At 70.2% G+C, this 14,386-nt stretch carries 14 protein-coding genes; 12 read left to right on the forward strand and 2 right to left on the reverse strand.

The features are described 5' to 3' along the window. Window positions 1–22: 22 nt before the first annotated feature. On the reverse strand, window positions 23–3,670 hold the full coding sequence (locus BLR95_RS08255) for a vitamin B12-dependent ribonucleotide reductase (protein ID WP_092618189.1): 3,648 nt from the start codon (window positions 3,668–3,670) through the stop codon (window positions 23–25). A gap of 294 nt (window positions 3,671–3,964) precedes the next feature. On the opposite strand from BLR95_RS08255, the gene BLR95_RS08260 reads away from it, so the two are divergent. From BLR95_RS08260 to BLR95_RS08285, 6 genes are all read left to right on the forward strand, one after another. Continuing rightward, complete coding sequence (locus BLR95_RS08260) at window positions 3,965–4,384, forward strand: NADH:ubiquinone oxidoreductase subunit NDUFA12 (RefSeq protein ID WP_342719787.1); 420 nt, start codon at window positions 3,965–3,967, stop codon at window positions 4,382–4,384. 105 nt (window positions 4,385–4,489) lie between these two features. Then, entirely contained in the window at window positions 4,490–5,002 is a 513-nt protein-coding gene (locus BLR95_RS08265) for an MlaD family protein (RefSeq protein WP_245689370.1), read from the forward strand. A 44-nt stretch (window positions 5,003–5,046) separates the two neighbouring features. Further along, window positions 5,047–5,514, forward strand: coding sequence for an outer membrane lipid asymmetry maintenance protein MlaD (gene mlaD / locus BLR95_RS08270; protein ID WP_092618194.1), 468 nt, complete (start codon window positions 5,047–5,049; stop codon window positions 5,512–5,514). Next, window positions 5,511–6,014, forward strand: a complete 504-nt coding sequence (locus BLR95_RS08275) for a DUF2155 domain-containing protein (RefSeq protein WP_245689372.1) — start codon at window positions 5,511–5,513, stop codon at window positions 6,012–6,014. Before mlaD ends, BLR95_RS08275 begins: the two co-directional genes overlap by 4 nt. Window positions 6,015–6,166: 152 nt before the next feature. Next, window positions 6,167–7,282, forward strand: coding sequence for a 3-isopropylmalate dehydrogenase (gene leuB, locus BLR95_RS08280; RefSeq protein ID WP_092618196.1), 1,116 nt, complete (start codon window positions 6,167–6,169; stop codon window positions 7,280–7,282). Window positions 7,283–7,341: 59 nt separating this feature from the next. Further along, a complete protein-coding gene (locus BLR95_RS08285; RefSeq protein ID WP_092618198.1) occupies window positions 7,342–8,190 on the forward strand; it encodes a carbonic anhydrase in 849 nt (282 codons plus the stop codon). Window positions 8,191–8,231: 41 nt separating this feature from the next. Here the strand turns inward: BLR95_RS08285 and BLR95_RS08290 are convergent, their stop codons facing one another. After that, on the reverse strand, window positions 8,232–8,633 hold the full coding sequence (locus tag BLR95_RS08290) for a hypothetical protein (protein WP_092618200.1): 402 nt from the start codon (window positions 8,631–8,633) through the stop codon (window positions 8,232–8,234). 326 nt (window positions 8,634–8,959) lie between these two features. Between BLR95_RS08290 and BLR95_RS08295 the strand changes: the two genes are divergently transcribed. The 6 genes from BLR95_RS08295 to ahcY all read left to right on the forward strand — a co-directional run bounded on the left by BLR95_RS08295 (window position 8,960) and on the right by ahcY (window position 14,373). Continuing rightward, window positions 8,960–9,406, forward strand: a complete 447-nt coding sequence (locus tag BLR95_RS08295; protein ID WP_092618202.1) for an HPr kinase/phosphorylase — start codon at window positions 8,960–8,962, stop codon at window positions 9,404–9,406. After that, window positions 9,403–10,290: an RNase adapter RapZ gene (gene rapZ / locus BLR95_RS08300; RefSeq protein ID WP_092618204.1), complete on the forward strand. Its 888-nt coding sequence runs from the start codon at window positions 9,403–9,405 to the stop codon at window positions 10,288–10,290. Before BLR95_RS08295 ends, rapZ begins: the two co-directional genes overlap by 4 nt. A gap of 31 nt (window positions 10,291–10,321) precedes the next feature. Further along, window positions 10,322–10,735, forward strand: coding sequence for a PTS sugar transporter subunit IIA (locus tag BLR95_RS08305; RefSeq protein WP_092618207.1), 414 nt, complete (start codon window positions 10,322–10,324; stop codon window positions 10,733–10,735). Continuing rightward, window positions 10,732–11,040 carry an HPr family phosphocarrier protein gene (locus tag BLR95_RS08310; RefSeq protein ID WP_092618209.1) on the forward strand — a complete coding sequence of 103 codons (309 nt, stop codon included), beginning with the start codon at window positions 10,732–10,734 and terminating at the stop codon, window positions 11,038–11,040. The genes BLR95_RS08305 and BLR95_RS08310 overlap by 4 nt, the downstream gene beginning before the upstream one ends. Next, on the forward strand, window positions 11,030–12,850 hold the full coding sequence (gene ptsP, locus BLR95_RS08315; RefSeq protein WP_092618221.1) for a phosphoenolpyruvate--protein phosphotransferase: 1,821 nt from the start codon (window positions 11,030–11,032) through the stop codon (window positions 12,848–12,850). The genes BLR95_RS08310 and ptsP overlap by 11 nt, the downstream gene beginning before the upstream one ends. A 119-nt stretch (window positions 12,851–12,969) precedes the next feature. Next, window positions 12,970–14,373: an adenosylhomocysteinase gene (gene ahcY, locus BLR95_RS08320; protein ID WP_092618223.1), complete on the forward strand. Its 1,404-nt coding sequence runs from the start codon at window positions 12,970–12,972 to the stop codon at window positions 14,371–14,373. The last annotated feature ends 13 nt before the right edge of the window (window positions 14,374–14,386 follow it).

Consider the following 14,386-nt stretch of genomic DNA (forward strand, 5'->3'; position numbering starts at 1 on the left):
CGTCCTCAAGCGGTTTTCTGCTTCACGAGCACCCGGTGGTTGCGCCGCAGGTGTCGCATTTCAGGCAGGTGCCGTTGCGGACCAGGGTGAAGTTGCCGCATTCGGGGCAGCTGTCGCCTTCGTAGCCTTGCATGCGGGCCTGGGCGATGCGGGCTTTGCGGCCGCTGCCGCCGCCGCCGGCGGTGATGGTGGTGCTGACGGCAACGGTTTCGGCGCCCACCGCTTCCAGGGTCTGGGGGGCGGCTTCGAGGGCGGTGGTGGCCGGCTGCGAGGCGGCACCCTTCAGGATATACAGGTTGTTGCGCACGTAGCCCTTGGAGATGGTGCGCTCCAGCGGGTCTTCCTGCCAGTCGGCGAGGTCGCCCTGGTTTTCGCCGCGTCCGATGGCATCGGGGGTGATGTCGTCGGGTTCGACGTGGGCCAGATCGTTGCGCCCCAGGTAGCTGACCGCCAGTTCGCGGAAGATGTAGTCGAGGATCGAGGTCGACATCTTGATCGCCTGATTGCCTTCGACCATGCCGGAGGGTTCGAAGCGGGTGAAGGTGTAGGCCTCGACGAATTCCTCCAGCGGCACGCCGTATTGCAGGCCGATCGAGATGGCGATGGCGAAGTTGTTCATCAGCGAGCGGAAGGCGGCGCCTTCCTTGTGCATGTCGATGAAGATTTCGCCGACCTTGCCGTCCTCGTATTCGCCGGTGCGCAGGTACACCTTGTGGCCGCCGACGGTGGCCTTCTGGGTGTAGCCCTTGCGCCGGTCGGGCAGGCGGCGGCGCTGGGCGGCGATGCGCTCGACGACCCGCTCGGCGACCATGGCGGCCTGCACCTGGGCCGGCTTCTCGGCCACCTTTTCGACCAGCGGCTCGTCGGCCTCTTCCAGGTCCGCGTCATCGACCAGGGCGGTGGCCAGCGGCTGGCTGAGCTTGGAGCCGTCGCGGTAGAGGGCGTTGGCCTTGGTGCCCAGGCGCCAGGAGGCGAGGTAGGCCGCCTTGACGTCGTCCACGGTGGCGCTGGCCGGCATGTTGATGGTTTTCGAGATGGCGCCGGAGATGAAGCTCTGCGCCCCGGCCATCATGCGGATGTGGGCATCGACCGACAGGAAGCGCCGCCCGGTGCGCCCGCACGGGGTGGCGCAGTCGAACACCGGCAGGTGCTCGGGCTGAAGGTGCGGGGCGCCTTCCAGGGTCATGGCGCCGCAGGCGTGGATGTTGGCGGCCTCGATCTCGTCCTTGCCGAAGCCGAGCGCGGCCAGCATGTCGAAGGCGGGGTCGTCCATCTGCTCGGCCGACAGCTTCAGGTGTTGGCTCACCTCGGCCTCGCCCAGGGTCCACTTGTTGAACACGAAGCGGATGTCGAAGGCGCTGCCCAGGGCCTCTTCCACGCGGTTCAGCATGTCGGCGGTGAAGCCCTTGGCGATGAGCTTGTCGTGGTCGATGCCGGGGGCGCCCTGAAGGCTGCCGTGGCCCACCGCGTAGGCTTCCATGGCGGCGATCTGCTCGGCCTCGTAGCCCAGGGTCTTGAGGGCCACCGGGACCATGCGGTTGATGATCTTGAAGTAGCCGCCGCCGGCCAGCTTCTTGAACTTGACCAGGGCGAAATCGGGCTCGATGCCGGTGGTGTCGCAGTCCATGACCAGGCCGATGGTGCCGGTCGGGGCGATCACCGAGACCTGGGCGTTGCGGAAGCCGTGCGCCTGGCCCAGTTCCAGCGCCTTGTCCCAGGCGGCGCCGGCGGCCTCGGCCAGGGCCGGGTCGGGGCAGGCCTTGATGTCCAGCGGCAGCGGGGCGATGGTCAGTCCCTCATAGCCCTTGGCGTGGCCGTGGGCGGCCCGGCGGTGGTTGCGGATGACCCGCAGCATGTGGCCGTCGTTGGCCGGATAGCCGGGGAAGGGGCCCAGTTCCTCGGCCATTTCGGCGCTGGTGGCGTAGGCGGTGCCGGTCATCAGGGCGGTGATGGCGCCGGCCAGGGCGCGGCCCTCGCGGCTGTCGTAGGGCAGCCCGAGGCTCATCAGAAGGCCGCCGATGTTGGCGTAGCCCAGACCCAGGGTGCGGTAGTCGTAGGAGCCGCGGGCGATCTCGCGGCTCGGGAACTGGGCCATGAGGACCGAGATTTCCAGCACCACGGTCCACAGGCGGGCGGCGTGGGCGAAGCCGTCGATGTCGAAGCCGCCGTCCTGGTCGCGGAACTGGTAGAGGTTCAGCGAGGCCAGATTGCACGCCGTGTCATCGAGGAACATGTACTCCGAGCAGGGGTTGGAGGCGTTGATGCGCCCCGCCTCGGGGCAGGTGTGCCACTCGTTGATGGTGCCGTCGAACTGCAACCCCGGATCGGCGCACGACCACGCGGCGTGGCCGATCTTCTCCCACAGGTCGCGCGCCTTGATGGTGCGCGCCACCTTGCCGTCGGTGCGCCGGATCAGGTCCCAGTCGCCGTCCTGCTCGACCGCCGCGAAGAAGGCGTTGGACAGGCGCACCGAGTTGTTGGCGTTCTGCCCGGCGACGGTCAGGTAGGCCTCGCTGTCCCAGTCGGTGTCGAGCAGCGGCACGTCGATGCGCTCGATGCCCTGGCCGGCCAGCTGGATGGTGCGCTGGATGCTGTTCTCCGGGATCATCGCCCGGCGCGCCGCGATCACCGCCTTTTTCAGGCCGGGATTGCGCTTGGGGTCGAGGCGCGCCTGGTCGCTGCCGTCGAAGGTCTTGCAGGCCGCCATGACGGCGTTCAGGTGGTGCTGGAGCTGCTTCGAGCCGGTGACCAGGGCGGCCACCTTCTGCTCCTCGCGCATCTTCCAGTCGATGAAGGTTTCGATGTCCGGGTGGTCGGCGTCGACGATCACCATCTTGGCGGCGCGCCGGGTGGTGCCGCCCGACTTGATGGCCCCGGCGGCGCGGTCGCCGATCTTGAGGAAGCTCATCAGGCCGCTGCTCTTGCCGCCGCCGGAGAGCGATTCGCCCTCGCTGCGCAGGGCCGAGAAGTTGGTGCCGGTGCCGCTGCCGTACTTGAACAGCCGGGCCTCGCGCAGCCACAGGTCCATGATGCCGCCCTCGTTGACCAGATCGTCGGCGATCGACTGGATGAAGCAGGCGTGCGGCTGCGGACGCTCGTAGGCCGAGGTGGAGGGATTGACCTCGCCGGTCTCATGGTCGACGTAGAAATGGCCCTGGCCCGGGCCGTCGATGCCATAGGCCCAGAACAGGCCGGTGTTGAACCACTGCGGGCTGTTGGGGGCGGCCATCTGGCGGCACAGCATGTGGGCCAGTTCGTCGTGGAAGGCGCGGGCGTCTTCCTCCTGGTCGAAGTAGCCGCCTTTCCAGCCCCAGTAGGTCCAGGTGCCGGCCAGCCGGTTGAAGACCTGGCGGGCGTTGGTCTCGGGGCCGAATCGCTCATCCTCGGGCAGCTCGGCCAGGGCCGCGTGGTCGGGCTCGCGGCGCCACAGCCACTGCGGCACGTCGTCCTCGACCACCGGCTTCAGGCGCGCCGCCACCCCGGCCTTGCGGAAGTACTTCTGGGCCAGCACGTCGGCCGCCACCTGCGAGAAGTGGGCCGGAACCTCGATGTCCTTGGCCGCGAAGACGGTGCTGCCGTCCGGGTTGCGGATCTCGCTGCTGGTGGTGCGGAAGGCGATCCCCGCGTAGGGGTCGGCGTCGGCCTGGGTGAAACGACGGGAAATCCGCATGGGTCGCTGATCCTTGTAATGCCTGGGCGCTTTTGAAGGTTGGCGCGGCAAGCGCGCGGCTCTGTTGGTCGGCGCGAAAAGCGCGCGGCCGGGGCGTTACACGGCGCGACGGCGGCCCCCCGACCCTCGACGTTGGAGAAAAAGGGTACGGCAGGTTTTCGGAGTGGGCAACCAAATTTTGTGTCGTTCCGCCCTCGGAACACCATATCTCGTGCGGGGAGTGGGGGCTTGTCGGGGCGGCGCGCAGACCCCTGGACGGCGCGCGCGAACCTGGGTCAGAATGCGCGGCCGGCCGTGCGGCGCCCTCTTTCGCGGGGCGGCGCCCGGCCACCCGTCTTCCCGAGCACGGCAACGGATCGATCCGGCATGACCTGGGGTTTGCGCATTCATACCTGGCTGAAGGGCGAGTTGGTTGGCGAGGACGCCGACGGCAACCGCTACTACCGCTCGCGCCACTCGCCGATCGGCCATGCCGAGAAGCGCTGGGTGATCTTCAACGGGACGAACGAGGCCTCCCGCGTGCCGCCCGAGTGGCATGCCTGGCTGCACCACACCACCGACGACCCGATCAAGACTCCGCCGCGCCCGTGGATGAAGCCCCATGTGCCCAACCCGACCGGCGGACCCGGGGCCTACCTGCCGCAGGGGCACGACGCCCGGGGCGGCCGGCGGGCCCGGGCGACCGGCGACTACGAGGCCTGGAAGCCCGAATAGGCGCCCCAAAAGCGCCACCGTTGCCGCCCATACCTGTCGCCGCCCATACCTGTTGCCGCCCAGACCTGGGGTGGCGCCCCGCCCCCCGATCAGGAGAGTTCATCCGTGGCCGTCACCGCCCGCCTGCGTGACAGCGAGATCCGCGAGATCGTCATCGGCATGGCGGTGGTCGCGGTGGCCGTTCTGCTGGCGCTGCTCAACGCCACCGCCGAGCGCGGTCCCGAGTTGAGTGACGGGGGCGCCGGCGGGGTCTATCAGGTCCAGGCCGCCTTTCCGCGCATCGACGGACTGGCCAGCGGGGCCGAGGTGCGGCTGGCCGGGGTGGCCATCGGCCGGGTGGTCGACATGCAGGTGGACGACCGCTTCCGCTCGCTGCTCACCCTGGCCCTGGCCGCCGAGCCGCCGATTCCCGAGGACAGTTCGGCGGTGATCGAGACCGACGGGCTGCTCGGCGGCAAGTACATCGAGATCCAGCCGGGTGGCGCCGAGGCCATGCTTGAGGCCGGGGGACGCATCGGCTACACCCAGGGCTCGGTCAAGCTGGAAGAGTTGTTGGGCAAGATCATCGCCATGGCCAAGGCCCGTCGCGGCCTCGACCAGCCGGGCGACGACGAATAACCGTCGCGCCCCACCCGCATCGCCAAGGACGACACGAGACGACCATGGGACGGCACGCGATCGAAACGGTGATGGGCGCGGTGGTCCTGCTGGTGGCCGCCTATTTCCTGGTTTTCGCCTACGGCTCGGCCGACCTGGGCACGCGCTCGGAGGCCGACAGCTTCGATGTCACCGCCACCTTCAGCAAGGTCGGCGGCCTCAAGCCGGGGGCCGAGGTGCGCATGTCCGGCATCCGCATCGGCAGTGTGCTCGACCAGCGCATCGACCCCACCACCTATCAGGCGGTGGTCGCCATGCGCATCGATTCGGAAATCGCCCTGCCGGCCGACTCCACGGCCGCCATCGCCTCCGACGGGCTGCTCGGCGGCAAGTACGTCAACATCGCCCCGGGGCGGGCCGGCGAGAAGCTGGCCGACGGCGACGCGTTGGCGCAGACGGTGGACTTCCAGTCGCTGGAGGACATGGTCAGCGAGATCATCTTCCTGGCCACCACCGATGGGCCCGGCCGGTGATCGCCCGGTGTCTCGCCCTTCTGCCGCTGGCCGCCCTGCTGCTGTCCACGCCCGGGGCCCGGGCGGCCGACGAGGCGCCGCCCACGGTGGAGACCGACACCGCCGTGCTGCGCTGGCTGGACAAGGTGACGGCGCGCCTGAACACCATTCCGGTGACGGTTGGCGATTCGGTGCGCATCGGCACCCTGGAGGTGATCGTGCGCACCTGCCGCCGCCGCCCGCCGACCGAAACCCCGGAAAGCGCCGCCTTCCTCGACATCAGCGAAATGCGCCCCGGCGACACCCCGCGCGAGGTCTTCCGGGGCTGGATGTTCGCCTCCAGCCCCGCCCTGTCGGCCATGGAGCATCCGGTCTATGACGTCTGGGTGCTCGACTGCCTGAACGCCGACGAGTTGCGGGAACGCGGTCTGGCACCGGCTCAAGAGCAGCCAGGCCAAGAGCAGCCAGGCCAAGAGCAGCCAGGCCAAGAGCAGCCAAGCCAAGAGGCGCCGGCCCAATAGATCTCCGCCGCTCGGCCCGTTCCGGCCGGGTCGGCTCAAGATCAGGCAAGAGACGGCTTGGCCCGGGCCGCCGGAGCACCTAATCTCAGCCGGGATCGCGCCCTCCGCGCGCCGGTCCTTTTCCACCACCGCTTTGATGGAGTTTGTCCGAGGTGTCCACCCCGACCCTTCTTCTGTTGCCCGGCGACGGCATCGGCCCCGAGGTCTTCGCCGAGGTCCTCAAGCTGATCGACTGGCTGGCCCGCCACCGTGGCCTGGACGTGACCACCCGCGACGGATTGGTCGGCGGCGCCTGCTACGACCGCCACGGGGTGGCGCTGACCGACGAGACGCTGGCCGAGGCGATGGAGGCCGACGCCGTGCTGCTCGGCGCCGTCGGTGGTCCCAAGTACGACAACGTGCCGCGCGAGGTCCGCCCCGAGGCCGGCCTTCTGCGCCTGCGCAAGGAAATGGACCTGTTCGCCAACCTGCGCCCGGCGCTCACCTTCAAGGCGCTGCTCGACGCCTCGACCCTGAAGCCCGAGGTGATCGAGGGGCTGGACATCCTGATCGTCCGCGAGCTGACCGGCGGCGTCTACTTCGGCCGGCCGCGCGGCATGCAGACCTTCGAGGGGGAGGAACGCTGCGTCGACACCCAGGCCTACAGCCAGGCCGAGGTGGAGCGGGTGGCCCGGGTCGCCTTCGATCTGGCCGCCAAGCGGGGCCACAAGGTGCACTCGGTGGAAAAGGCCAACGTCATGGAAACCGGCGCCTTCTGGCGCCGCGTGGTGAGCGGCCTGCACGCCGCCAACCCGGAATTCTCGGCCATCGAGCTGCAGCACATGTACGCCGACAACTGCGCCATGCAACTGGTGCGCAACCCCAAGCAGTTCGATGTGATCGTCACCGACAACCTGTTCGGCGACCTGCTGTCCGACTGCGCGGCCATGCTCACCGGCTCGCTCGGCATGCTGCCCTCGGCCAGCCTGGGGGCGCCCGACGCCTCGGGCCGCCGCCGCGCCATGTACGAACCGGTGCACGGCTCGGCCCCGGACATCGCCGGCCAGGGCAAGGCCAACCCGCTGGCCATGCTGCTCAGCTTCGGCATGGCGCTGCGCTATTCGCTGGACCGGGGGGCCGATGCCGACCTGCTCGACAAGGCGGTGGAAAACGTGCTGGCCGCCGGCATCCGCACCGGCGATATCGCCGGCCCCGGCGCGACGGTGGTCTCCACCTCGGGCATGGGCGATGCCGTGCTGGCCGAACTGGACCGCTTGATCGGCGCCTGACGGGCCCCCATGTCCCGGGTCGACGTCACCCCAGTCCCTGTCCAAGGAGCCCACCCCCCATGAGCAATCCCTTCTGTCCGTCCGACCCCGCCTTCAAGCAGAACGCCGCCGCCGCGGTGGCCGTCATCGCCCTGGTCGGGGCGGGCGTCTATCAGGCCCGCGACAACTTCGACTTCACCTTCTGGCAGGCCGAGCCGGCCGTCCAGGAGGTTGTTGAACACGCTGACGAGGCCCCCCACTGGGGTTACCACGGCGACGCCGGCCCGGCCCACTGGGGCGGTCTGGCGCCCCAGTTCGCCGCCTGCGCCGAGGGCCAGGCCCAGTCGCCGGTCGATCTGGCGGCGGCCAGCGTCGGCGAGCCGATCGACTTCGAGCTGAACGTGCTGCCGGCCCCGCTGAGCGTGCTCAACAACGGCCACACCGTGCAGTTCAACATGGACAACGGCAGCACCCTGACCGCCGAGGGGGTGACCTACAATCTGCTCCAGGTCCACTTCCACACGCCCAGCGAACACGTCGCCAAGGGCAAGCCGTTCAACGCCGAGGCCCACTTCGTGCATCAGGCCGAGGATGGCTCGCTGGCCGTGGTCGGCGTGCTGGTCAAGGAAGGCAAGGCCAACCCGACCCTGGCCAGCCTGTTCGAGCACCTGCCGGCGGAGGAGGCCGAGGCCCAGACCTTCGCCGACACCACCATCGATGCCAACGGCCTGATCCCGGCCGACAGCGGGCTGTTCCACTATTCGGGCTCGCTGACCACGCCGCCGTGCAGCGAGGGGGTGAACTGGTACGTCTTCACCAGGCCGGCCACCGCCTCGGCCAAGCAGTTGGCCACGCTTTCCGGGGTGCTGGGCGCCAACGCCCGCCCGGCCCAGGCGCTCAACGAGCGGGCCGTGGAAATCAGCCAGTAGGCGCGACGCCGCCTTTCTGACCGCGTGGCGGCGGCGGCTTTTCAGTCGCCGCCGTCGCCGCCCCCATCTCCCCCGTCGCTGTCGAAGCCGGCGTGGAGGTCGCCCCGGGCGCTGCCCGGCAGGGCGCAGGCCAGCCCGATCAGGGTGGCCGGCAGAAGCGTCTCCACCAGCACGAACCAGCCCCGCGCCAGACCGCCGGGGCATCGGCCGTCGTGGGTTTCCGTGCCATCGCCGAAGCACCCCGTGACCGGGCCGATCAGCACCTCGGCGGCGGCCCCCAGGGTGGCGCCGACCAGCAGGCACAGCATGACCCGGCTCAGCGCCGGGCGGCGGCGGGCCAGGGCGTGGCTGGCGGCCATCAACAGCAGCAGGCCGGCGGCGCCGGCGAACAGGCCGGGGCCGACCGACCATTGGGTCAGAACCATCTCGATCGCCGCGCCCATCACTGTCTCCTCGGGTTGGGGGCGATCCCCGCTATCCCCGTCGAAGCGGCCGCCGTCGCCCAGCTCCGGCACCGCCCCGCGGCCCCAGGGCGCCCCGCGCCCGCGACCCCTCCGCCGCCCCCTCAGCCTGGACACCGCGTCCATGGGCCTTCCCCCGGCCCGCCGGGCCCTGACCATCTCAGTCTGCCCGATTTGCGGCCATCGGGGGAGTCGGTGGCCGGTTCGCGGGCGTTGACACCCGGGCCCGGGGGCCGCAGGCTTCCCCGGGGAACCGGCCCCGGGCCGGTCGGCGAGTCGCCCCTGGGGCGGAACGTGTGGGGGAAGCCATGCCACGGGTGAACGCCACCTGTATCGAGATCGACGGCCAGGGGGTTCTGCTGGCCGGGCCATCCGGGGCCGGCAAGTCGGACTTGGCGTTGCGTCTGGTGCTGGATCACGGGGCGCGGCTGGTCGCCGACGACTGGACCGAGGTGGTGGCCGAGAATGGCCGGCCGGTGGCCACCCCGCCGGCCGCCCTGGCCGGGCTGATCGAGGTGCGCGGCCTGGGCGTGGTCGCCCTGCCGGCCGAGCGGCTGGCCACCGGCGTGCCGCTCCACCTGTGGGTCGATCTGGTGCCGCCGGCCGCCGTCGAACGCCTGCCCGAGCCGAGCGCGCGCCAGGTCGCCGGGCTCAGCCTGCCGCGCCTCGCCCTGGCCCCCTTCCAGGCCTCGGCGCCGGCCCGTCTGCGCCTCGCCCTGGGGGTGGCGGTCGGGCGCCTGGAGTTGGCCTCGTGAGCGACTCGCCGCCGACCGAGGACACCGCCGCCCGCCGGGTGGTCATGCTGACCGGGCTCTCCGGGGCCGGCATGACCAGTTCGCTGAAGGCGCTGGAGGACCTGGGCTTCGAATGCGTCGACAACCTGCCGCTGTCGCTGCTCGGTGGTCTGATCGTCGCCGAGGGCGGCCTGCACCGGCCGCTGGCGGTGGGGGTGGACGTGCGCACCCGGGGCTTCGACGTGGCCCTGGTGCTGAACAGTCTGGCCGCCCTGGCCACCTCGCCGGAGCTTGATCTCGATCTTTTGTTCCTCGACTGCGACGACGCCGAGCTGGCCCGCCGCTTCACCGAGACCCGGCGCCGCCACCCGCTGGCCGCCGGCCGGCCGCTGGCCGACGGCATCAAGCTGGAGCGCCAGTTGATGGCCCCCTTGAAGGAACGGGCCGATGTGGTGTTCGATACCTCGGACCTGCCCCCGGGCGAACTGAAGCGGATGCTGGAAAGCCGCTTCGGACGCGGTCCGGAGGGGCGGATGACCACCTTCGTCACCTCCTTCGGCTTCAAGGTGGGGCCGCCCCGGGAAGCCGATCTGGTGTTCGACGTGCGTTTTCTGAACAACCCGCACTATGATCCGGCCCTCAAGCCGCTCACCGGGCACGACCCGGCGGTTGGCGCCTTCGTCGCCGCCGATCCCGACTTCGCCCCCTTCCTGGAGCGTCTGGTCGGCTTCGTCGAGCCGCTGCTGCCGCGCTACCGGGCCGAGGGGAAAAGCTATCTGACCATCGCGGTGGGCTGCACCGGGGGCCGGCACCGCTCGGTGTTCGTCGCCGAGACGCTGGGCCGCCGGCTGGCCGAGGCGGGGCACGACATCCGCCTGAGGCACCGCGACCTGCCCACCCCCTGACCTTTCGACGCATCAACAAGAGGAACGGCCGATGATCGGCATGGTAGTTGTCACCCACGGGCGCCTGGCCGAGGAACTGATCGCCGCCCTGGAACACGTGGTCGGCCCGCAGGATCACATCGCCGCCGTCTGCATCGGTCCGGACGACGACATGGAGCAGCGCCGCTCGGAAATCCTGGCCCGGGTGTCCGACATGGACGGCGGGGCCGGGGTGGTGGTGCTGACCGACATGTTCGGCGGCACGCCCTCCAATCTGGCCATCTCGATCATGGACAAGGCCAAGGTGGAGGTGATCGCCGGGGCCAACCTGCCGATGATGATCAAGCTGGCCACGGTGCGCGCCGACTCCGATCTGGAGGGCGCCGTGGCCCAGGCCCAGGAAGCCGGGCGCAAGTACATCAATGTCGCCTCGCGGCTGCTCACCCAGGAAGGGGAGAAGCGATGAGTCCCGACCAGCCGGCGGCCGACCCGGCCCCCGACGGGGCCCTGGAGCGCAGCGCCACCATCGTCAACAGCCGTGGCCTGCACGCCCGGGCGGCGGCCCGCTTCGTCAAGCTGGCCGAGACCTTCGAGGCCGAGGTGACGGTCTCCAACCGGGGCCAGGAGGTGTCCGGGCGCTCGATCATGGGGTTGATGATGCTGGCCGCCTCGCCGGGCACCACCATCGGCCTGAGCGCCAGCGGACCCGATGCCAAGGCGGCGCTGGATGCCCTGTGCAAGCTGATCGCGGACCGCTTCCATGAAGACTGAGCGGCCCAGCGGCCCGGCCACGGGCGGGGCGCGGCAACAGGTGCTGGAGGGGTTGGCGGTCAGCCCCGGGGTGGCCGTGGGCACCCTTTATGTCCACGACCCGGGCACCGTGCGCCCGCCGGTCCGGGCCATCGTGCCCGGTCGGGTGGCCTCCGAGCGCCGCCGGCTGGCCCAGGCGGTGGCCAAGGCCGAGCGCCAGATGGACAAGATCCAGGCCCGCACGGAACGGCTGCCGGCGACGGTGCGCGAGGAAATGGGCTACCTGCTGGAGGCCTACCAGCAGATGCTGCGTGGCTCGCGGCTGATCCGTGGCGTCGAGCGGCGCATCGAGAGCGACCTGATCAACGCCGAGGCGGCGGTGGAGCGCGAGATCGCCGATCTCTGCCAAGCCTTCGCCAGCATCGACGACAGCTATCTGGCCGGGCGCATCAAGGACATCCAGGAGGTCGGCCAGCGGCTCATCCGCAACCTGACCAAGACTCCCTTCCGGGCCTTTTCCGACCTGCCCGCCCGGGCCCTGATCGTGGCCCGCGAACTGACCCCGGCCGACACCGCCCTGCTCGACCCGCAGCGGGTCGCCGGGCTGGCCACCATGGTCGGCGGCACCGAGAGCCACACCGCCATCATGGCCCGCTCGCTGGGTCTGCCGGCGGTGGTCGGCGTGGCCGACCTGTTGACCCTGGCTCCGGCCGGCACCCAGGCGGTGATCGACGGCGCCGAGGGCAAGGTGATCGTCTGCCCCGATTCGGATTGTCTGGCCGACTACCGCCGCCAGCGGGCCGAGTACCTGCGCGCCCGGCGTGGCCTCAACCGGTTGCGCCACCTGCCGGCCTGTACCCGCGACGGGGTCGAGCTGTCGCTGATGGCCAACATCGAGCTGCCCGGCGAGGTGGACAGCGCCCGCCAGGCCGGGGCCGAGGGCATCGGCCTGTTGCGCAGCGAGTTCCTGTTCATGAACCGCGACGCCCTGCCCGGCGAGGCGGAACAGGCCGAGCTGCTGCGCGGCATCGTGGTCGGCATGCAGGGCCGGCCGGTCACCGTGCGCACCCTGGACGCCGGCGGCGACAAGCTGGGCGGCGCCCTGGGCCCCCGGCTGACCGCCGAGCCGGCGGCCAATCCGGCGCTGGGCCTGCGCGCCATCCGCCTGTCGCTGCGCCATCCCGAGGTGCTGGAGGACCAGATGGCGGCCATCCTCTCGGCCGCCACCCTGGGCCCGGTGCGCATCCTTTTGCCCATGGTCACCGAGCCGGGAGAGATCGTCGCGGCGCGCAGGGTTCTGGCCGCCGCCGCCCGGCGGCTGGAAAAACGCGGCGAGGCGGTGCCCGACCCGCTGCCCCCGGTCGGCTGCATGATCGAGATTCCGGGCGCCGCCCTGGCCGCCGACGCGCTGGCCGAGCAGGCCGACTTCTTCGCCATCGGGACCAACGATTTGACCCAGTACACCCTGGCCATCGACCGCGCCGACGAGACCGTGGCCGACCTTTACAACCCGCTGCACCCGGCGGTGCTGCGGCTGATCCAGTTCACCACCCGGGCGGCGCTTCGGGCGCGGATTCCGGTTTCGGTGTGTGGCGAGATGGCCGGCGATCCGCGTCTGGTGCCGCTGCTGGTCGGCCTGGGCCTGCGCGAGTTGTCGATGTCGTCGACCACCCTGCCCCGGGTCAAGCAGCGCATCCGCCGCCTGACCGCCAGCGACGCCCTGGCCCTGGCCGCCCAGGTGATGAGCCAAAGCGACAGCGGACGCATCGCCGACCTGCTGGACGAGCTCGGGGACGGCGGCCGGCCGGCTCCCCTGACAGGCATCTCTTGATAAACATATAAAGATACCTTTATATAGTCGCCGACAACCAAGCGCCCCCCGAGGCGCCCGCGCGCGGTGTCGCCGCCCGCGTCCGTCGACCCACCCAACGCGAAGGATTCGCCCAAGCCATGAGCGCCCCCGATTATCACGTCGCCGACCTCTCCCTGGCCGCCTGGGGCCGCAAGGAGATCGACATCGCCGAAAGCGAGATGCCCGGCCTGATGGCCACCCGCGCCGAATACGGCCCGGCCCAGCCCCTGAAGGGGGCGCGCATCGCCGGCTCGCTGCACATGACCATCCAGACGGCGGTGCTGATCGAGACCCTGAAGGCGCTCGGCGCCGACGTGCGCTGGGCCTCGTGCAACATCTACTCGACCCAGGACCACGCGGCGGCCGCCATCGCCGAGGCCGGCACCCCGGTGTTCGCCTTCAAGGGCGAGAGCCTGGAGGAATACTGGGCCTTCACCCACCGCATCTTCGAGTGGGCCGACGGCGGCAGCCCCAACATGATCCTCGATGACGGCGGCGACGCCACCCTTTTGATCCACCTCGGCGCGCGGGCCGAGAAGGACCCCTCGGTGATCGCCAAGCCGACCTCGGAAGAGGAAGAGGTGCTGTTCGCCGCCATCAAGCAGCGCCTGGCCGAGCAGCCGGGCTGGTATTCCAAGGTGCTGGCCGGCATCAAGGGCGTCACCGAGGAGACCACCACCGGCGTCCATCGCCTCTATGAGATGGAAAAGGCCGGGGTGCTGCCGTTCCCCGCCATCAACGTCAACGACTCGGTGACCAAGTCCAAGTTCGACAACAAGTACGGCTGCCGCGAATCGCTGGTTGACGGCATCCGCCGGGCCACCGACGTGATGATGGCCGGCAAGGTGGCCGTGGTCGCCGGCTACGGCGACGTCGGCAAGGGCAGCGCCGAGTCGCTGCGCAACGCCGGGTGCCGCGTGCTGGTCACCGAGATCGACCCCATCTGCGCCCTGCAGGCGGCCATGGACGGCTACGAGGTGGTGACCATGGACGGCGCCCTGTCGCGCGGGGACATCTACGTCACCTGCACCGGCAACAAGGACGTCCTGACGGTCGAGCACATGCGCGGCATGAAGGACCGCGCCATCGTCTGCAACATCGGCCACTTCGACAACGAGATCCAGGTCGCCGGCCTGAAGAACCTCCAGTGGTCCAACATCAAGCCGCAGGTGGACGAGATCACCTTCCCCGACGGCCACCGCATCATCCTTCTCGCCGAGGGGCGGCTGGTCAACCTGGGCTGCGCCACCGGTCACCCCAGCTTCGTCATGTCGGCCAGCTTCACCAACCAGACCCTGGCCCAGATCGAGCTGTTCGCCAACAACGCCGACGGCAAGTACGAAAACAAGGTCTACGTGCTGCCCAAGCACCTGGACGAGAAGGTGGCCGCCCTGCATCTGGAAAAGCTGGGCGTGATGCTGGAGCAGCTCAGCGCCGAGCAGGCCGCCTACATCGGCGTCGACGTGAACGGGCCCTACAAGCCCGAGCACTACCGCTACTGATCGGGGTCCGGGA

Origin of the sequence: Roseospirillum parvum (assembly GCF_900100455.1) — a bacterium.
In the GTDB taxonomy this organism is placed as follows: domain Bacteria; phylum Pseudomonadota; class Alphaproteobacteria; order Rhodospirillales; family Rhodospirillaceae; genus Roseospirillum; species Roseospirillum parvum.

What these genes read in the sequence shown, in the direction of transcription:
- BLR95_RS08255 (WP_092618189.1), bottom strand. Translation starts at nt 3,670, where the DNA reads ATGCGGATTTCCCGTCGTTTCACCCAGGCCGACGCCGACCCCTACGCG.
- mlaD (WP_092618194.1), top strand. Translation starts at nt 5,047, where the DNA reads ATGGGACGGCACGCGATCGAAACGGTGATGGGCGCGGTGGTCCTGCTG.
- BLR95_RS08285 (WP_092618198.1), top strand. Translation starts at nt 7,342, where the DNA reads ATGAGCAATCCCTTCTGTCCGTCCGACCCCGCCTTCAAGCAGAACGCC.
- BLR95_RS08290 (WP_092618200.1), bottom strand. Translation starts at nt 8,633, where the DNA reads ATGGGCGCGGCGATCGAGATGGTTCTGACCCAATGGTCGGTCGGCCCC.
- BLR95_RS08295 (WP_092618202.1), top strand. Translation starts at nt 8,960, where the DNA reads ATGCCACGGGTGAACGCCACCTGTATCGAGATCGACGGCCAGGGGGTT.
- BLR95_RS08305 (WP_092618207.1), top strand. Translation starts at nt 10,322, where the DNA reads ATGATCGGCATGGTAGTTGTCACCCACGGGCGCCTGGCCGAGGAACTG.
- BLR95_RS08310 (WP_092618209.1), top strand. Translation starts at nt 10,732, where the DNA reads ATGAGTCCCGACCAGCCGGCGGCCGACCCGGCCCCCGACGGGGCCCTG.
- ptsP (WP_092618221.1), top strand. Translation starts at nt 11,030, where the DNA reads ATGAAGACTGAGCGGCCCAGCGGCCCGGCCACGGGCGGGGCGCGGCAA.
- ahcY (WP_092618223.1), top strand. Translation starts at nt 12,970, where the DNA reads ATGAGCGCCCCCGATTATCACGTCGCCGACCTCTCCCTGGCCGCCTGG.